This is a genomic window from uncultured Tateyamaria sp., assembly GCF_947488715.1.
GTDB lineage: Bacteria > Pseudomonadota > Alphaproteobacteria > Rhodobacterales > Rhodobacteraceae > Tateyamaria.
In genome coordinates this window covers 125,316-143,278 of record NZ_CANLAG010000008.1, presented here as the reverse complement: position 1 = coordinate 143,278, position 17,963 = coordinate 125,316, and the positions used below count along the sequence as shown (strand labels likewise).

16 protein-coding genes are annotated in these 17,963 nt (G+C 51.3%); 5 read left to right on the top strand and 11 right to left on the bottom strand.

Annotation, left to right across the window (positions count from 1 at the left end; translation table 11 throughout):
- Positions 1-252 precede the first annotated feature (252 nt).
- From Q0936_RS17320 to Q0936_RS17300, 5 genes are all read right to left on the bottom strand, one after another.
- Positions 253-552, bottom strand: coding sequence for a hypothetical protein (locus Q0936_RS17320; protein ID WP_299293996.1), 300 nt, complete (start codon positions 550-552; stop codon positions 253-255).
- An 87-nt stretch (positions 553-639) separates the two neighbouring features.
- Positions 640-1,014: a hypothetical protein gene (locus tag Q0936_RS17315; protein WP_299293994.1), complete on the bottom strand. Its 375-nt coding sequence runs from the start codon at positions 1,012-1,014 to the stop codon at positions 640-642.
- A gap of 199 nt (positions 1,015-1,213) precedes the next feature.
- The gene (locus tag Q0936_RS17310; protein WP_299293990.1) at positions 1,214-2,065 is read right to left on the bottom strand and encodes an SIR2 family protein; all 852 of its coding nucleotides are present in this window, start codon (positions 2,063-2,065) and stop codon (positions 1,214-1,216) included.
- A 3-nt stretch (positions 2,066-2,068) separates the two neighbouring features.
- Positions 2,069-3,157, bottom strand: coding sequence for an AAA family ATPase (locus Q0936_RS17305; protein WP_299293988.1), 1,089 nt, complete (start codon positions 3,155-3,157; stop codon positions 2,069-2,071).
- A 1,184-nt stretch (positions 3,158-4,341) separates the two neighbouring features.
- Positions 4,342-5,340, bottom strand: coding sequence for a CHC2 zinc finger domain-containing protein (locus Q0936_RS17300; RefSeq protein WP_299293985.1), 999 nt, complete (start codon positions 5,338-5,340; stop codon positions 4,342-4,344).
- 357 nt (positions 5,341-5,697) lie between these two features.
- Here Q0936_RS17300 and Q0936_RS17295 point away from each other — a divergent pair, with 357 nt between their 5' ends.
- Positions 5,698-7,149 carry a hypothetical protein gene (locus Q0936_RS17295; RefSeq protein WP_299378299.1) on the top strand — a complete coding sequence of 484 codons (1,452 nt, stop codon included), beginning with the start codon at positions 5,698-5,700 and terminating at the stop codon, positions 7,147-7,149.
- 385 nt (positions 7,150-7,534) lie between these two features.
- Complete coding sequence (locus tag Q0936_RS17290; RefSeq protein WP_299378296.1) at positions 7,535-8,479, top strand: replication-relaxation family protein; 945 nt, start codon at positions 7,535-7,537, stop codon at positions 8,477-8,479.
- Between the two features lie 96 nt (positions 8,480-8,575).
- Here Q0936_RS17290 and Q0936_RS17285 read toward each other — a convergent pair whose 3' ends face one another.
- The 4 genes from Q0936_RS17285 to Q0936_RS17270 all read right to left on the bottom strand — a co-directional run bounded on the left by Q0936_RS17285 (position 8,576) and on the right by Q0936_RS17270 (position 13,363).
- Positions 8,576-9,169 carry a hypothetical protein gene (locus Q0936_RS17285; protein WP_299293974.1) on the bottom strand — a complete coding sequence of 198 codons (594 nt, stop codon included), beginning with the start codon at positions 9,167-9,169 and terminating at the stop codon, positions 8,576-8,578.
- A gap of 625 nt (positions 9,170-9,794) precedes the next feature.
- Positions 9,795-10,706: a hypothetical protein gene (locus Q0936_RS17280; protein WP_299293971.1), complete on the bottom strand. Its 912-nt coding sequence runs from the start codon at positions 10,704-10,706 to the stop codon at positions 9,795-9,797.
- Positions 10,707-10,982: 276 nt separating this feature from the next.
- Positions 10,983-12,695 (bottom strand): type IV secretion system DNA-binding domain-containing protein, encoded by a 1,713-nt coding sequence (locus tag Q0936_RS17275; protein WP_299293968.1) that lies wholly within the window; start codon positions 12,693-12,695, stop codon positions 10,983-10,985.
- A complete protein-coding gene (locus Q0936_RS17270) occupies positions 12,692-13,363 on the bottom strand; it encodes a hypothetical protein (protein WP_299293965.1) in 672 nt (223 codons plus the stop codon). The genes Q0936_RS17275 and Q0936_RS17270 overlap by 4 nt, the downstream gene beginning before the upstream one ends.
- A 62-nt stretch (positions 13,364-13,425) precedes the next feature.
- Here Q0936_RS17270 and Q0936_RS17265 point away from each other — a divergent pair, with 62 nt between their 5' ends.
- The gene (locus tag Q0936_RS17265) at positions 13,426-13,839 is read left to right on the top strand and encodes a hypothetical protein (RefSeq protein WP_299293962.1); all 414 of its coding nucleotides are present in this window, start codon (positions 13,426-13,428) and stop codon (positions 13,837-13,839) included.
- Positions 13,840-13,854: 15 nt separating this feature from the next.
- On the opposite strand, the gene Q0936_RS17260 is transcribed toward Q0936_RS17265, so the two are convergent.
- Positions 13,855-13,989: a hypothetical protein gene (locus Q0936_RS17260; RefSeq protein ID WP_299293959.1), complete on the bottom strand. Its 135-nt coding sequence runs from the start codon at positions 13,987-13,989 to the stop codon at positions 13,855-13,857.
- A gap of 1,257 nt (positions 13,990-15,246) precedes the next feature.
- On the opposite strand from Q0936_RS17260, the gene Q0936_RS17255 reads away from it, so the two are divergent.
- Positions 15,247-15,486, top strand: a complete 240-nt coding sequence (locus Q0936_RS17255) for a hypothetical protein (RefSeq protein ID WP_299293956.1) — start codon at positions 15,247-15,249, stop codon at positions 15,484-15,486.
- 101 nt (positions 15,487-15,587) lie between these two features.
- Positions 15,588-16,562 (top strand): tyrosine-type recombinase/integrase, encoded by a 975-nt coding sequence (locus tag Q0936_RS17250; protein ID WP_299378293.1) that lies wholly within the window; start codon positions 15,588-15,590, stop codon positions 16,560-16,562.
- 212 nt (positions 16,563-16,774) lie between these two features.
- On the opposite strand, the gene Q0936_RS17245 is transcribed toward Q0936_RS17250, so the two are convergent.
- A complete protein-coding gene (locus Q0936_RS17245) occupies positions 16,775-17,905 on the bottom strand; it encodes an SIR2 family protein (protein ID WP_299293950.1) in 1,131 nt (376 codons plus the stop codon).
- Between the last annotated feature and the right edge of the window lie 58 nt (positions 17,906-17,963).

Below are 17,963 nucleotides of genomic sequence, written 5' to 3'. Positions count from 1 at the left end.
AAGGTCTTCCTTTCAGCAATCGCCCTCGCGGCAATCGTTATCTACTGGCTTTGACACTCAATGAGTCCTGGCCCTAGCTATGGTAGTTGTCTTGGCGTTCACGTCATCATACCAATCACCGTATGTCCAAAAAATTCGCTTTTCGCAACGTACAGAGATTCGTATGTCGACAGAAGTGCCATTCTTGAATCACACGGGTAAGGGGCCACCCTTAATGCCTCAACCCCCGCTCCGCATGTGCGTCCTGGCTGTCTAGCTGTCCCTCAATCTCTCTGCGACGGCCCTCGCTAAGGTCAAGCTCTGCTGTAAGCTCTCGTCCAGCGTCTTGTAGCTCGCCTCGTCGTTCAGCAATCCGCTCAAGGCCTTCATGGATTCGGCCTGCGAACGAATGAGCAAGGTCACGCAGTCTTTCAAGCCAGCCAGCTCCTTCTCGATCCTGCCGGTCGAGCGTGTCTCCAAGGCGGTCAAGTCCTTCGCGGAGGCCTCTGAGGCCGTCACCAACCGCTCGACGCAGGCGAGCAAGTCGCGTTCCAAGGCTGTCAGTTGGGTCATCTAGTCCTCCTCGATCCGAATGCAGGTCACGTGTTGGCCGCCCATCGTGCAGGTTCTCAGCCGCGTCTTCGACGGATCCAGGATCAGCTAGGTCCCCTCGGGCCGCTCGATCCGCGTCAGGCCCATCTCCGTCAGCTCCGAGCGTGTCAGATGCACCGTCCAGAAAAAGCTCGCGGCCATCATCGAGGCGATCCCGGTCAGTACCTTCGCCACGATCAGCCAGGGTGAGATCGTCAGCCAGTGGCGGATCGACCTCAGTCGCGTCTCGAACAGGCTCGCGGTCTCGGTCTGAAAGCGGCGCGTATCGCTCGCGATGGTATGCTGCGCGGCGCCCACAATGTTCTTCAAATCGATCCCGAAGCTCTTGAGGTGGGATGAGATCGAGGCGACGTTCTCGGCTCTGATCGTGTCGAGCTCCGCGTTCAGCTTCTCGCTCAACCGGGTCGGCTTGCCAGTTTTCATGGAAAAACTCTCCTTTCAGCCGCCAGCGCTCGCCGGTGTCGGGATCGCGGGCGGTGATGTAGGCCTTGCCGGTGCGCGGCAGGTCGAAGCCAACGTCCGTAACTGGGCCGGTCATGGTGGCGAGGCAGATGATGTGACTAAATTTACTCTGACTACGCAATTAGTCGCGAAGGCGATGGTCAAATTTAGTGAAGCTTGTCTAGGGTATTCCGCGATCAAGCCTCATCTGCCGAACTTGTTCTCTTAGCTGACTTAAGGCCACTGGAAACTTTGCATAGTCACCAGCAGGGTACTCCAAAAAAGAAGTATTATATGTTTCCGAATTAGCGTTTTTTAACGAAGGATGCTCGAATTTCGGAACTAATGCATAGTGTGGATTTGTAGAAGGCGACGACATATTAGTATTCTCCAAAATTAGCTGAATATCAGGGTCGCTCAAAGAATAACCTAGAAATAGCACCGTATTTACGGTCATCAGGGATTTCACGATATCAAAAAAACCAATATTCTCCGCTTGAGCTTTGAAAAATGACCGCCTATCCAGCACAATATGGTCTGTCTCTGTTATGCATCCATGTAGTTTGACGATACTGCGAACTGGCGAACGAAGATCGGCGAGAAGGCTCTTGGAAGTCTGTGTACGAATAGAATGACTTGATTCTCCACCGCTATAGTGGTCGAAGTTTTTCTCAATCAACTCATCGTAGTTAGTCGTAATAATTGTTTTGGGGTCGATTTGTAAGAGGTCGTTATAGATGTTACTCTTTGGCGAAGGGCGAAGTTGAAACTTATTGCGCAGCAAATTGTGCATGTCAGGAGCATTTACGCCTGATGTGATCAGTTCAGCAGCGTCTAGTAAGCGACCTTGGCGTATGAGTTTGGTTACCAGCCTTTTGCTGTTAGCAGTTGGCAACTTTTCGGATAATTCTTTGAGAAGTGCGCTCCAGGTAGGGAGCGACGGAACAGCAGCCTTGGAAAATCCCGAACCAAGGAAAACAACTACCCTTCGCTCCGCAGCCTCCCTTACCAGCGCATCTGGCCAGTCCACCATGTCCTATACCCTCGCCGCGACCTGCTCGGCAAGTTCTCCGATTATTTCTTTGTACCGTAGTGCTTGGCTGAACTGACTACCAACGAGTCCATCCTTGGACTTGAGCGAAATAATAGGAGCGTTAGCGCTCTGGGCAAGAGGAATAAGACTGTATAGGTTAGGCACATCACCCAAATGCGTGCCTTCATCGGGATGCGTCAAGAAGGTAGTCAGATATGTGTCGATTTCCGACGGAATATCCTCAAGAATCCTTTCATATGCTTTCGTTGGGCGGCGCACACCAGCTTTTGCCTTCGCAATATATTGCTGTAATGTAAATCCGATGAAACCCTCCGAGACAGGTATTGTCGTAGGAATAGAAAATTTTTCCAGCCCATTAGGGTTGAGGCGTTCGGACTGCTCCAAACCTACCTTGTAGTAATCGACCCAACCAGACATCCACCTTGAGATATTTCTGATCCCGAGTACGCTGAAGGCATCAGCGCCAAGCGGCGTGATAAAATGGTCTACGCTCAGCAGCACTGATCTGTTAAGAGCACCGAGCGACGGGCTCACATCGATAAACACAAAATCATAATCAGGCGTAACTCTTGCTAGATAGGATCTGAGCCAATTTGAGACCCGAAAACCGCCTGCCTTACCCGTGGGAAGTTCTGCCCATGCAGAAGAAAGCTGGTCTTCAAAAAGGGAGAACTTTGGGTGACCGGGAACAAGGTCAACACCAAATCTATTAGCCCGTGCCTTGAGCGGCTTTACTGATTTGTCAATATCCGCATCGCCATCGAGAATTGGTTGAACAATGTCCAAGATAGTTTTTGCACGGGTTTTTTCCTTGTCGCTTCCAGAAGGCCAGTACAGGTCAATAGTTTTAGTGTCCCCCAAGATGAATTGAGTCAAGTTGCATTGCGGGTCACAATCGACAACCAATACTCTTTTCTTCATTTCAAGGGCAAAGTAAGCCGCAATATTGCCAGTCAGTGTAGTTTTCCCAACTCCACCTTTATTGTTAAAGAAAGAAATTGATTTCACAGTGAACTCCAAATTGCTTCGGCTGCCAGTATCAAACAACGCGTTAGTGGTAGCAATGCTCAAGGTAACTTATCCACCAGAAACATGATGATCTGCTTGCGCGTAGCACTCCCGAACTTCCGTTCTGCACAAGCATTCGCCACCCGCCAGCTCATCGGATTGCCCCAAAAGCCGCACGGACGTGCGAATTTTGTACAGGTTTGTACGAGAATTCGGTCGTTTTCGGAGAATTCGGCGGAAAACGAAACGGGCGTTTCTCCACGCTTCTGCAGAACCCTTTGCAAATAAGCCATATTTTTCAGTTGTTTTTGGCGACCCCGGCAGGATTCGAACCTGCAACCTGCCCCTTAGGAGGGGGAACCGTATGAGAACAACATTCTGTAGTTAAACATTAAAAATTCGATTTTTCGCTTTTTGTGTAAGCAAATGTGTAAGTAAATCGAGGTTTCGAAGCAAGTGAGCGGTAAAACAGTCGCTGAACCGCACAAAACTCGAAACAGCATGGGCTAAGATGCACCCCTCAGAGGCTCAAATACGACCTCTGAGGAACTTTAGCGGCCCGAAGCACCATCTTCCGCACCTATAACCAAATAACTGCTCCTACCCTGCCTCTTGGACGCATGAGACCTCAGCATTCGGCCATTGCCTACAACCTCAGTACCGAAACCAGCTCGATCTTCGGCTCACTTGGGAGGTTTCCACTTGCATGATAGCATTGTGCAAATGGAAAAGAGCCTCTTGCAAGAAGACGCAGAAACCGGTTGGTTTCTGGAGATCACACCCAATGGCGTGGTCGAGAGACAAACACCAGCATTGCCCGTAATCGACATCCAATGACTGCGGCTATTCACGTACCAAAAACAAGCGTGGATTGGACGAGTTGAAGGTCAAAAATGCCTCCCCTCAAGGTACCGTTACTAATAACGGCACCTAGTTGTTTGCAAAACATGTTGCAAACAAACGATTTCCCCCGAATTGTTGCCGCCTCTTGCGAGGCGACGAACCACCACCTGACTAGCTGAACTTTCGACTCGCAGAGATCGAAATCAGCTTGCGCAATGACGCGCACCGCCCGGTGGTGGTTCGTCGCCTCGCTCGTTCTGGCATTCAAAAAATTTCTCGTCGTACCTCCTCGAATTTTTTGAGCCAGATCGGCGGGCAACAATTCGGGGGGAATGAGTGCGTGGCGTTGCCACGAAGAAACCCTGCGCCTAACGGCACAGGGTTCAAAAGTGGTGCTGGAGCCGTCATAAGAATGGCTCCAGAAATTTCGCCGGAACGGAGTCCGGCTTTTCTCCCTCCGGGAGGACGAGGGTACGAACGTAGACGTGTTGCGAAAGAACATGCGCTGCCGCTGGAGCGGCCTTGCGACCAGGGTCGTCACCGTCGAGCAACAGGAGGGCATGACGGATGCCAACCGTGCGGATGAGTTCGGCCTGCTCCGGCGACACTGACGACCCCATCAATGCTGCAGTGGGAATGCCCAGATCATGCAGGCGGATGGTGGACCAGTAGCCCTCGACGACGACAAGGAAGCGTTTCTCCAGCGTGAGCGCACGGTGCAGGTTCCACAGTTCCAAGGACTTGTGGAAGTCCTTGGGAAAGAGATAGCGCTCGGTGCCGTCCGGGATGTCTTCAGACGCATAGCGTCCGACGTAGCCGAGTGCTTCACCGTCCCGATTGTGCAGCCGGATGGCGATACGTCCCCGCATCAGCCCTGCCTTGCAGTAACCTAGCTCGAACCGTTCTGCCTGTTCGGGCGTGACATCCCGCGCGGCCAGAAACGGATGATCAAATTGAAGTTTGAGTTCCTTTTCAAACAGCGGATTGGCGATTGGTGGAGCAGGAGTGTCGTCTGCCGGTGGAGCAGATTTCGGGGCGGCTTTCACCTTTGCCTTGGTTTTGCTCTTAGGCGCGCTGGCGCGGCCAAACTCTTTCAGATCACGGCCCATGATGCCGACGGCAGTTTCTGCCGCCGCATACCGGGCTGTATGATCGTCCGTATCACCGCCTTCCATCAGAATGATGAAATCCAGCAAGTTGCCCTGGGCGTCACAACCGAAGCAATTGAACTTCTTGCCGGTCAGGTTGATGGAGCAGGACGGTGTACGGTCATCGTGAAAGGGGCAGTGGATTTTCACCTGAGCTGTGCCAGTGGGGTGATCGATCTCATAGTGCGTGAGCACGTCATGAAATGACAGTGCATCCCGCACCGCTGCGAAATCTATCCATGTTTTGCGGGCCACGGGTTATCCCTCCTTCGTCATGTCGATTTTATCCGCGATTCATTATAATTGCTGAGATTGATCTAACCGATTGACATGCTTGCAAGTAATGGCATGGCGGGGAGGTCGGGTGCGCGTGACCACGGATGGAAAAGCCGCCGAGCGACAGCGAGGGTGCGACGGCTTTGGGACTGGCACACGATGACCCAGACGTACTTCCGATTCGATCATTTGCGACTGATTTTCGTACCCGACCAGAAAGGTTTTAAGCGGTCTGACACCCATTTGGGACTGGTACCGCTCCCGCACGCATACCGCGTGGATACCTGACTTCCTTCGCACGAGGGCTCGTATTTGGGCGAAAATCAGTTTCAAGCTATGGATTCACGACCAGTTATTTTTGCGTCCGAGGACACCGATCACAACCCTAAGCCCCTGTATCTAACGGGGCAGCGGCGAGCACGACACGTGCTCATGTGCGGTGCCGGAGGACACGCCAAAGATCAGGTGCTGCGCGGTTTGATAGCGCAGGATATTTTCCATGGGCGTGGGGTGGTGGTGCTTGACGGTACAGGGCGTTTTGCGGCTGATCTTTTGCACACGGTGCCGCCCAGCCGGGCGCACGACACGATCTACCTCAATCCGACCCATCCTACACAAGCGATGGGATTTAATCCGCTTAGGGCGGTGCCGGTCGTACAACGCCCAAGGGCCGCACAGGAGATGTTGGAACTGTTCCGTCAGATTTGGGGGTTGAGCTTGGATCACCACCCGCTGTTGCTGACATTCTTGCATATGGCCTTGTTGGTGCTGATGGACGCACCGAACGCTACGATGGTGGCGTTGTACCGATTTTTTCAGGATGAAGCGTTTCGCGAACGGATCGTGGCCGGGGCGCGACCGGGCGTAGCCAAGACGTACTGGGAAGACTTCGCGACCTGGCCAAAACAAGATCGCCGGGATAAGCCACAGTCAGTGCTGACACGCTTGCAGGCGTTTGTGGCTGACCCACTCCTGTGTGGTGTGTTGGGGCAACCAAAAGCGGCGCTGGATTTTGCAGATGTGCTACAACAACAGCAGGTGTTGTTGCTCGATGTGCCACGCCGGGACATGGGGGCAGAGAGCGCCTTGCTCTTGGGCAGCCTGTTTGCAACGCGTCTGCGTTTGGCGGTGGAAACCGTATCACCAGCAGCAGCCGTTGCGATCTATGTGCCTGACTGCCACCACTTGCCGCCGTCGATCACCAGCCAGCTGTTTCAGACACCAGCCGGGCGCAGCTATGCCACATTGTCGCTGGGGGGATTGTTCGATTACGGCCCCGCCATCCGCTCCAGTTTTCTGGAGGCGGACACCTTGCTGGCCTTCCGACTGGGCAGCGATGACGCCCGCTTGTTGGCCAATCGGTTTGACTTGGCACAAACCGAGGAGGCGTTGCAGACATTGGCACCAGACAGTTTAGCGGCCTCACATATGCCCCATGAGCTGCGGTCGATTGATTACATCATGCCGCGCTTCAGGCAGCGCAAAGCGATCCTGCAGAGAAGTCGCAAGGCATTCTGTTCGAGGAGGGGCCTAGTCGCGGCGAAGCTCAGACGTGCGCTGTCATCGCAACAGCCTCAAAGCAAACTGGCGAAGAAACCAAACCGGCGCACTGCCAGGAAGACGGTTCGACCCACCGAACTAATAGCGTCCCAACGGGACGTGGGGAGGACGGTCTTCTCAACATTTCACGATGCGCCTGTTCGGATTGATACGGTCACAGAAACAACGGTTTCCGTTCGATTGATGGATGGTCAGCTTGTGGAGCATCCCCGAGGCCGAGAGGCTTAACAAAAAGCCATTTGCGTAGTATATTAGCAATACAATTCACATATTTATGTCATCCTCAACGGCAAAGTTCGAACTCTATAATATCCTGCTTGAGCAGGGGATTGAAAAGCGTCGAGCCGAAGCCGCCGTCAATGAGTTCGTCACTCGAGAAGAAGCCCGACACACGCTGGCAACTAAGGACGACATGTCTGCGCTCAAAGATCAGCTTCGGTCGGTTATCATGTGGGTCGCTGGATTACTTGTCGGGCAAATCGCAATCATGACAGCAATTATGGCCGTTATGTTCAGCATCTATTCTTAGCGACTGCCAACGCAAACGGTTTGCCGTCCTCAACACCATACATTGGGTAGTCTCTTTGGCTAAGGATGGTGTTATGATTGCAGCATGCGGCGCACCAAAACTCTCAAAGACCCAAAGCTGACTGTCAAATTGACGGAACGAGACAGGGTAATGCTGCGGGCCGTAATGGAGTTTCGGCTGGTAACAAACGACCAGCTAGCCCGGATCACGGGTACTCAAAAAACCACCCTGAATAAACGAATTCTATTGCTCAACCAAGCCGACTATCTGGATCGTCCAGATCAAGGAAATCGACTTTTTGAGCGTGACGCCGAACGCCCGGTGTTCAATGCCTTGGGCCAGCGAGGTGCGGCTGAGTTGGTGGCTGAGGGCGTCAGTTTTCCCGAAAAGAAGGGGTGGGGTTTTGCAAATAGAGAGATTAGCAGCAAAACTTGGATGACTCATCAATGGGGTACAGTCGAAAGCTATCTGATTTTTCGTGACGTGCTGAGCGGTGCTGGCCTTCGGCAAATTACGAGAGACGAGTTGCTTGACCGAGCATCGGTTGCTGCCAAGCAACTATCCGACCCATGGTGGTTTGCGACTCGTTTTGTGCATCCCGGCACTGGCATAACGAAGCGGCGTGGCACTCGATCCGATGCTCAATTTGCCATTGGTGACAGCCGGACTGGGGGTGTCGAAAGACGAATGCTGCAGTTTTTGGAGTTTGACAACGACACCACTCCGTTTGTCCGTAGTGACCCAGACCAATCGAGTATTGCTGGGCTATACCTTCGTTACGCCGACATGTACCAACGACAGCTGCATACCGAGCGGCTGGGTTTTAAGAATTTCCGGGTGCCGATAGTGGTCAATGCAGGGTGGGATCGGGTGCACAGTATGCTCGGCGTTTTTCAAAAGAATGCCAAACATCTGCTTCCCGCCAGTGTGTTTTTGCACACCACCTTCGAGGAGTTGAAGAGGCACGGGCCATTGGCGCCGATTTGGCTAAATGGCAAGGGGTCATCAGTTCTCTTGATCAAAGAATGATCGACGTGGGTAAAGTCAAATTTGCGGGACAAAGCAACGTTTCGCTACGGCTGCGCCAATGATTGCTTTGGCAGTTTTCTCACAGACACAGTACGGTCACATCGGGAGCTTGTCATAGTTGTATGTTTCATAGCACCCGATCTCGGCCCTATAAACAAGATCGCAATGCTCTCTAGTAGGCGAAAAGCGGGGTCCCGACACATTCCTAGGTGCGAAATCCTCGATCACACCTCTCTGATATCGCTCGCCTATCAGATTTAAATACGAAAGCAACCCATCAACCAGAAACTCTGTTTTTCCAATGTAATCGATAGGATTTTCGGGTGCTCCGGTGAATTCAGAAAAAAGATTGGTGAGATATCCTGGATGTTCAGAACAAACCAACTGCAAAAATTCTTCGAAACTAGAGCTCGCACAATCTGCGTCTATTATCCACCTCTCATCCCAGGTTGAATTTTTGCTCCGGTATCTCCAGTAAGAATGATACCAAGATATCGGATGCCTCACGAAAGCGCCGATTGCGCTAAACTCGCGGCCATAAAGAGCGAGCCTGCCATGGCCTCTTAGTTCTTCCGGGCCCAAAATAACATGAAACACCTTAGACTCTACCAAAACTGCCCTGAGCCAGACCGAACCAGCCTTCGGCGGAAGTAACAAAAGAGAATTTGTGTTTGGGAAGTATACTGCCATCTATACAGCCTGAGAACTCTCAAAATCAAGAAACTCATCTATTAATTGGCCAACTCTCTTCCAGAACCTTTCCTTGCCAAACGGACGCCGGATATACTCAAACTTCCGCTCCTTATTTTTATGAAATTCTCCGAGAGGAGCAAGAACAATAGGTGTGTTTTTTGAATGATTTGAACACTGCGCCAAAGTGAGTGTCTCCCGCCCAATATCTACTTCACTCTGATGAAACAATCCTTCCTCAATTGAGTAAAACCCATACTTATGAATGATCGTTTCTCTAACGTTTTGAATCCGATATGTGGATCCGGTCTCAATCAATACCGAATCTTCGTCAGAATATACAACCCTGAGACCTGTGTAGTCAGAGCCGGGGAAACAGTGATATTGCTTGTCTCGTAACGACCCTGAGACGACCAAACTTGATAGCTTGAAAAGATGCGTGTGGATAGGCCAGTTCGGGGCCTTCGGACGACGCTCAGTACTTGGCCAGTAGTGTAACCTTGTAACCACACCATCGTCGTCAAAAACAATACACGAAACAAACCCCAACGGATGCCAAAGAGGTTCAACACCAGCCGATATTGAAGCGAAATCTTCCTGAATTCTGTTAAGTGCTGATATGGCTCTAGCTCTCATAGGGGTTCTTCACATCATTGATTGCCGCAAGCAGCTCTTTTTCACCAACCGATCTGCAAATCTCTCCCATGCCGATGGTGGAGAAAAAGGCTGATACATCGGGCTCTGTTAACTCAGATATGTTCGCCCTATACGCAAGGATTTCTAAATTCACTCGTTCGCCTTGCCGTTGCGCAAAAGACATTTGGAGGCTGAAATGCTCATACATAAAGTGTTCGACATCAATGAGCAGAGCTGGCCTTCGCCGATCTTCAACTGTGACTATCATAGACTTATCGCTTGCATCCGTCCGAACCGGGTCAAAAACGGAGGTTAGATACAGATCAATTGAGGCACCCTTTGCGGAAACATACCACGCACAAATGAGAATCGTTGTGAGAACTTCATATTGAACGACTTGCAATGTGTATGTTCGCCCTTTGTCGATACCATTGATCTGTGCCCTATAACGGCTGTGTTCCTCACAGAGTTTTTTATCCCGCGGATCAATGATGCAGGCTGAAATCCTCATGTTTGTCTTGCTCGACAGTGTGGGCAAGACTTTCCCTCTCAAGTATCGGCCGAAGTTCCCCCGATACTGCCAAGCTCTTGCTTGCTCCAGTTGCTTTTCAAAAGCTGGGGTGATCTCTGTTGGAGATAAGTGTGCAAGCCCGTGACTTGTATTATCTGATGGCAAAAAAAACGCTACAAGTGCGAACGTGAACAGCGCCACAATAATAGCAGCTACAATGCTTTGAATGTACTGAGACGCTGAACTCTGTAGTGATCCCGGCGTAGCATTTTGGCCCAAAAAATACAGATCGGCTGCGGCCAATAAAATCGCGATGAGGACTAATAGCGCTAAGAACGTTCTTCGGTAGTGTATCGGTAAACTCAATACTCTTTTTGCGTCCAAATTCATTATTCTTCGCCTGTACGTCTGCCAGCTATCAGGATAGTAGGTTCACCTATCACACTCCATTGGGTTGTACGAAAGGTCAACTATATACATCAACAGAACTGTCCATTTGTCCATTTTGAGAAGCCTGACCGCGTTTCCGGACAAGCTTGCTTTTCGATGATCAGTCCTTGGCCTTCTCTTAACGGAAAACTTCCACTAGTTGGAAGTACAGCATACTGAAAATTGTTTCAGAGCGAATTTTTTCCGCGCTGCGGAGTCGGATTGCGACCGTTTCAACTAGTCGTACTTTGGCTCTTCATCGTCTTCGTACCAACCGTCACCATCGTCACCAAACATTCGCTGTGCGTTTGCCGCTAATTCCGCCTCAATCGCTGTTTGCGATTTCGTGTAGCGGCTGTCCGCGCAGAGCTGCTTGATTGTCCAATCAGTTTGGCCGGACAGCGGAAGGGCGGGCTTTACGTCTGCTGTGGTAAACCGCACTGGCTTTTCGCCAGGCAGAACGGCGTAAGCAGTGCGGGATGGGAGGTCGCGGATACTGACATTTCCCAAGTGCACCAGTTCCTCGAGGGAATACGTCGCCGTAGGCATAACTTCGTAGACGGTGCGTAGACTTTGAGAGCTACTCTCAATTTCTGACTCACTATATCCTTGTGAGAAGCTGGAACTGCTACCGCTCATTGAAGAGGAACCGGAGCTGATCCCATCGCCGCTAATGAAAGTATTTCCTGAGCTGTCGCCTGTTTCCGGGATGAAGGTGGAAACACCAGAAGAGCTGATTTCGCCTGAGGATGTTCCTTCCGCAGAGGATTCACTGTCAGTATGACTCGCGCTCCAGGTCTTGGCACTCGCGTGGCCAAACAATTCTATGACTTCCTGGCCGGTGGCCACGGGTTTGTTCATGATCTCCTTGGGTTGCTCCAAATCAAACTGATGACGGAAGAGTTGCCGAGCTAGAACCTCGGCGTTGTCATCTTCGTTCACACGAAAGATTACTTTGGCTTGAGCGTTTGCCATCACCGCGTCGTAGCAGTCATCAGAGACATTTTTGAGCTGCTGCAAGCGCTGATGGCTTAGAACAAAATGAAGTCCATATTTTCGCGTCTCATCAAGTGAGTTCGAGATGTCCTCGTTTATGAACGACCCGCATTCATCGATCACAGCGTACATTGGCTTGTTTTTGGCCCAGACAACATCGCGTTGTTTGGCTGCACTATAAAGTTCAGCCGTGATCATGGCTCCGAGCAGTTGGGCGTCTTGCTTTGAGAAATTGCCGCCCTCTGAAAGATTGACCAGGACGACGTGTTGCTTCTCCATCACTTCAGCGAAGTTCAACACCTTGCTGGTTTGTCCGATGATCGGGCGGATAGCTGGAGCCGTTACGAACTCGAACAGGCGGCTGCGCGTGCTTTCGAAGTATTCCCGAAACTCTTTGTCGCTGTACGTGTCAAACTCGGCCCATTCATCACGATACGCTTGCAGAGGGAGCTGTGCGGTTAAGCGTTGCCGCAGCTGTTTGTGACGAGTGCTGGTAAAAATGTTGGCTTCTAGAAGTGACAGCCGGTGGTACGCGAGGGCGTAGAGGGTGAGACGCAAACATTTTTTTAGACGTGGGGTTTCATCAACGTCGCCACCCCAGACCCTAACAATGGCGTTGATCATATCAGACACGCAGCGCGTCGGTTCACGATCTAAGGCGAGAGGGTTGAAGCCTACTGAGAAGTCAGAACGAGAGGGATCAATTAGGTGAACCTGGGGGGCGCGGTAGCCACTGGCCGCCAGCCACGCGACTAGGTTGTCATACACTTCACCGTGGGGGTCGATCAGGCAGACGCCGTAGCCTTTTGCGATTTTGTGGCGGAGTAAGTGTTCGAGAAAAAAGCTCTTACCGACCCCAGACGCGCCAAGCACTTGCATGTGTGTTGCAAAATGTTTTGGCTGTACCAAAAATTGCGGGGAAGTGTTCGTGGGGGCTCCAAGTACGAAGGTCATAGTTTAGCCAGCTCAGCTTCGAGCTCTTCTCTTTCTTGCACTAGGCCATTGGCACGCCGGGCAAGTTGCTGACTTAACTCGTGCGTCATCTCATCGCGCTCATTCTTTTCGTTAAATTCTTTGTCGATTTCGGCGATCTTTTCTGACGTTTGTCTAATTTTTTTCTTTAGTTTTTTGCGTCTAAGCGCAGCCTCATCAGCAGGAGAACTAGTCAATTTCGCTTGAGCGTTTTTTATTCGTAGTTTGGCTTCTAGCAAATCCGCAGTAGCGTTTGCTTGATCAACTTCGGTGAGAATTTTTAGGGTTTTTGCTTCGGCCTTAAAGCGCTTTGTCCGGGCGTTAACGTCCGCCAGTCTAAGATTGATTTCACCGGCTTCAATCGCCGCTTCATCTCGAGCAGCTTTCTCAATTTTTTGAAGGCCATCGCCAGACAGTCGGGCACTTTGAACTTTTAGTGCCTCATACGATTTGAGAAATTCTGTTCGGGCATCTACAGATTCCGTTGCAGCCTTAGTTTCAGCCGTCACCATCTTAGCCGATTGGCGGCGGGAATAACTTCTGATCTTACCCCAAAGCCCCTCCGCTTCGTTCGGATCACCTGGAATATGCACCGATGACGAGCGCCTCAATGCTGGCAGGAAACGCTTCTTCTTTTTGCCATCAGACATCGCTTTTCTTGACTTTTCCGTTAATTATCATATGCTTAATACACACTCCTTTGCCTGATCCAATGCTTTTTCAGAAATCAACTCTGTCGAGCATTGGTAGGGCAAAGGAGATCGTACCTGTGTTTAACATATCCAGAATTGTAAGTGAATTCTTCCAAGCCGCGCCGCGTTCGCTACTGACTGAAGAAATTTTGGCCGCGGAAGCGTACGCCAATCGCGCCGCCAACGTGGCAATAATGACTGCGTTGCAGCAAAGCTTGGCGCGCTGCGCTGACGCTCACGCGGCAGCTATCGGGCAAATCGATTTTCTCAGCGGAGCGGCAGGAGCCGACGCCAAGAAAGCGAAGAAAGCACTGAAGCGCGCTCATCGGGCTTTGGTGACGCAAGCCAAGGCTCGGTGGGGCAACGACGAGGTGGAGCTGGCGCTGGAAGAATTAGGTTTTCATCATCTGCGAGATGCAGATTGGGCACCATAACTAACGGGCACATCATTAATCATCTTGATTGGAGGTGTGCCTTTTTTTGTAATAGCGGCGTTTTTCAGCGCGGTACTTCCTCTCCGCTGCATCGGCAGCCTGCTCAGCGGCCCGTATGCGTTTAGCGTCTTCATTGGCCATTTTTTTCATGTCGCGTTCAATGTCTTTAAGATCATTGTCGACTGACTGTATGAAAGCATTCAGCTCTTCTTTCTCCAGCTTCGACTGGTGACGATCACGGCGTGGTTGACTGGCCTCTTTCGTAAAGGATCAAATTTGTAGGCTCGTAGCTGGGATACTGCACTGCGCGCAATTATGAACTGAAATATGCGATAGCCCACCGGTACATCGTCACGTGGATTTTTGATGTAGAAAATAGCGACTGAAAAGTAGGGGATTGCGAGTGTGACAAACAGTATGCCGATGCTGGATAGAGCTGTGACTGGGTTGGTTGTATGCGAGCTCAATACATAGCTGGTGTCTGTACCAATGATCAGCGTACCCACTGCAATGATTGGCAAAAAAGGAAACGCAACCACTCCCAGTATCGACCAGTAATCTTGGTCAAGCACAGCAATTAGGTACAGTAGAAATACCAAGAAGAGCACATAGTACACGAGTATGCCACGCAGCCACGTCATCGGATTGGTTTAACATTTCTAGCATGGGAACCGGATGAAAATCTGTATGGCCTTGGAGCGAAGCCAACCAGGCCGATCAATGCATCATAGGCAGTTGCTGAATTGTGGTCGATGAGTAGGGTTTCTTGAGACGTAAGTTGTTCACCACATCTAGTGTCTCTTGGGAAGCTGTCAGCTTTCTGCATAGGAGTACGTGTCAATCTATAGTGAACGAAAGCTGTTCGTTCGGACTGGTTCGAAAACCGTAAGACATGGGTGTCTATATGCGGTTTGGTTTGTCGCGGAGACTGCACCAATGGTCGTATATCTTGTGCTGGCTGCCAAATTCGGTTGCTGCCGCTAATGGAAATCTCTGCCAATACACCTGGCCAAGTGTACCATTGCGGGCAGGTCGCTAAAAACTGCCCGGACATCAAAATAGCATCAGTTGAGCTGTCGATTTCAAAGTACGAGTTGGGCGGTAGTGCAACCCGGGTGTACTCGAACCAGTGAGAGTGTTGGGGCTTTCCGATTGGTACGACTTTGGCCGCACGGTACAGAAGGGTAAGGCAGATTGCCAAACCGATACAGCCGCTAAGGCATACTATAAAGACTGTTCTTGACGCCATGTTTCTTACCGGTGCTCCAGCGTCGCCGCCAAACGATCATTACCACCGCAGCTTATCGAGTTCTCGGTTTTAGCAAAGGATCATTTTTGCGCGTTGGGTTGCTTGGCGTAGGGTGCCCAGAACGTGTAGAGATTGAGTGATCACTGCTTTGGAGCATCATGATGACGACAGACCTTTCTTGGTGGCAGAAGATACGGCACAATTGGCTGGTACGTTCAATCGAAAGCAAGAACGCTCATCGCGAGGGCATAGGCGCGGTGCTGCTGCGCGACGACACCATGGCTGATGTGACTGCGATCAACGGTTACATCTGGACACTGTACGATGGGCGGACTGTGACCGCCGCAGACATCGTTGAGGTCGGTGATCCGAAGTGGCTTTACAAGCTGCATTGTTGAAGTTTCACTGGCCTCGGATTCAGCGTCTTTTCTGTCGGCGATTATTATCGACATAACCTATTTTATGTCGATAATTTTGTGGCATAATTTAGGGTATGGAGTTGCCCAGTCCGAAGCGTGTTCCAACACTTGTGGAGTTCGGCAATGGTGAGCTTGATGCTCATGCTGCCTTTGACGTGCTGTCCAATGCTCGCGAAGAAAATGCGTGGTTGGCAAATTTCTCGTCTCACAACACTCGACAAACGTATCGACGAGCCATAGCGTCGTTTGTCGCCACGCTGGATATTTCGTCGCCTGACGATTTGTACAAGGTCAAGCAAGCACATGTGATTGCATGGCGCAGTTCGATGGAGGCCGCTGGCTTATCGCAAGGAAGCATCGCCAACCGTTTGTCATCGCTTTCGTCACTCTACCGGCATCTAACAGACACGCAGTTGGTTCCGGCCAATCCTTGCGCTGGTGTCAGACGACCGAAAACAGGCAACTTGGGTATTGGCGCAGGCAAATCCCCTACCCTATCGAGACGGCAAGTCCGCGCATTTCTAGACGCACCGGACACGCAAACAATTCAAGGGTTACGCGACCGAGCTTTGTTGCATGTCTTTTTCTACGTTGGCGCTCGGTGTTCGGAACCGGCAAAACTGCGGGTCAAGGATTTTGGGTATGATGCCGAGTTCCCCGTCTTGACGCTGACGATCAAGGGTAACAAGACCAATAGCGTCGCGATAAATCTCGAGTGTGCCAGAGCTCTTCGAGAATACTTGGACATTGCACCGCACGGACAAAATCCCGAAGCACTCCTGTTTCAACCCGTAAAAAATGGCAACAAAGGCGCTTCATTGCATCGGTCGCAACTATACAACTTGTTCAAACGATACGCGGTAAAGGCTGGGATTGACCATAATGTCTTCCCTCATATGGCACGAGCAACGATGATCACCTCTGCATTTGAAGCAGGCTGTGCCGGTGAGGACATTCAGCGTACAGTCGGACACGCATCGATCACGACGACCGAAGGCTACAACCACACAGCTCAAAAACACCGACAAAGTGCGAGCTTGAAGATTGGATACTAAAGCAAGCAGCATGGGCGGGAAGCCATCATTCGCTACGGATGCGAGTTTACAAAGGGCTCTCCCAGTAACCGGACGTTCGACACCCGTCCTCACTGCCATCTACTCCCGTGCAAGTGTTCTCCTGATCCGGCCCCCGCAGAATTTTTCGTTTTTTTCAGGAGCGATCCTGGAGCGACTATACCCAACGCATACTAAGCCAAGAAAGGCTTCACCTATTGAGTATCCCGGTAAGCCAGTTCGTTCCGAGCAAGTCTCAAAATACCTTCGACGCATTCATAGCGTTTAGTTTCAAACCAAATCCCCGTCAGGCCGAGGCTCGCCAGGAAGGCGTTTCGGTCCCTCAGTTCCTCCAAGGTTTCTGGACAAGACTCGACAACGAAATGTTGCGGGAGGTCGTCGCCGTGGTGGCTCGCCTTGATCGCTCTGAAGACCTGAATTGTCCGGTCGTTATGCAGACTGCAGCCGAGGAACAGCAGGCTGTTGTTGCGAAAATAGTAGTCGAGTAATTTCGGAATCGGCAGAGAAAGATCAATGTCTTCTGCACCATAGGCAGCGTCGTACTGATCTTTGCTCAGGACGCAGTGGCCCGGCCGACGAATGTCGCCGTGTAGCTTGACCAAGGTTGTCTTTTCCGCGTCAGGGAAGTCTGTTGCGTTCTCCCCTGTGATGATCTGAACAGGTTCTGGATTGCCGGTTTCGAAGGCCTGCTCGATTAATCGGTCGTAATTTGTTGTGACGACAGTGTCCGAGAAAAGTTCCGCCAGCCGAAAGACAACGTCCGGTATTGTGCCGTTGCGGTCAAACTCGTCGCGAATGTCCTGCACGAACACGTCTCGGCCGCGCAGGCCTACGATTTGCTCGATGACGCTCTCGTACTGGCCCTCTTTGAGAAGTTCCTTAACGGCTTCGCGTTCCAGACCGGCCGTTTCCGCCTGGTGCCACAAATGCCCCTCCCAGGACGAAAAACCACCGGGCACGGAAAGCCCTGCGCCAACGAAAGGAAGTGTGTCCATTGTCGCCAAACGGCCCAGGAGTTGATCAAAGCGCCGCTGGTTCAGTTCGAACCAGTGGTTGTCGTCACCCTCGGCAGGAAAGGCGTCTGCGAAGAACTGCTCGCACAGGACTTCGTGCCGCCTTTCCTTTCTGTATTCCCGGAACGCTTGGTCATAGGCTTCGCGGTCTCCGGCAAAGAACGCCTTGCTGGGGTCGGTTAGTTTGGCAAGCCCAAATTCATCTCGGATTTTCTCGCCGTCGTCGCCGTTCAGCCATTCATTGAAGTCTACAAACTTTTCGAAATGACTATGGTGATCTTCATCACACCAAATTTTCTCATTCGCGATCACAACTAGCTCCAAACAAGCCGCTGGAATGAATCTTTCAATTCAACATGTTGAAGTCTGA

Excerpts from the sequence above, each read along its gene's own strand:
- Q0936_RS17280 (WP_299293971.1), bottom strand. The coding sequence starts at position 10,706 with ATGAATTTGGACGCAAAAAGAGTATTGAGTTTACCGATACACTACCGA.
- Q0936_RS17310 (WP_299293990.1), bottom strand. The coding sequence starts at position 2,065 with ATGGTGGACTGGCCAGATGCGCTGGTAAGGGAGGCTGCGGAGCGAAGG.
- Q0936_RS17295 (WP_299378299.1), top strand. The coding sequence starts at position 5,698 with ATGGATTCACGACCAGTTATTTTTGCGTCCGAGGACACCGATCACAAC.
- Q0936_RS17270 (WP_299293965.1), bottom strand. The coding sequence starts at position 13,363 with ATGTCTGATGGCAAAAAGAAGAAGCGTTTCCTGCCAGCATTGAGGCGC.
- Q0936_RS17285 (WP_299293974.1), bottom strand. The coding sequence starts at position 9,169 with ATGGCAGTATACTTCCCAAACACAAATTCTCTTTTGTTACTTCCGCCG.
- Q0936_RS17315 (WP_299293994.1), bottom strand. The coding sequence starts at position 1,014 with ATGAAAACTGGCAAGCCGACCCGGTTGAGCGAGAAGCTGAACGCGGAG.
- Q0936_RS17255 (WP_299293956.1), top strand. The coding sequence starts at position 15,247 with ATGATGACGACAGACCTTTCTTGGTGGCAGAAGATACGGCACAATTGG.
- Q0936_RS17265 (WP_299293962.1), top strand. The coding sequence starts at position 13,426 with ATGCTTTTTCAGAAATCAACTCTGTCGAGCATTGGTAGGGCAAAGGAG.
- Q0936_RS17320 (WP_299293996.1), bottom strand. The coding sequence starts at position 552 with ATGACCCAACTGACAGCCTTGGAACGCGACTTGCTCGCCTGCGTCGAG.
- Q0936_RS17260 (WP_299293959.1), bottom strand. The coding sequence starts at position 13,989 with ATGAAAAAAATGGCCAATGAAGACGCTAAACGCATACGGGCCGCTGAG.
- Q0936_RS17290 (WP_299378296.1), top strand. The coding sequence starts at position 7,535 with ATGCGGCGCACCAAAACTCTCAAAGACCCAAAGCTGACTGTCAAATTG.
- Q0936_RS17275 (WP_299293968.1), bottom strand. The coding sequence starts at position 12,695 with ATGACCTTCGTACTTGGAGCCCCCACGAACACTTCCCCGCAATTTTTG.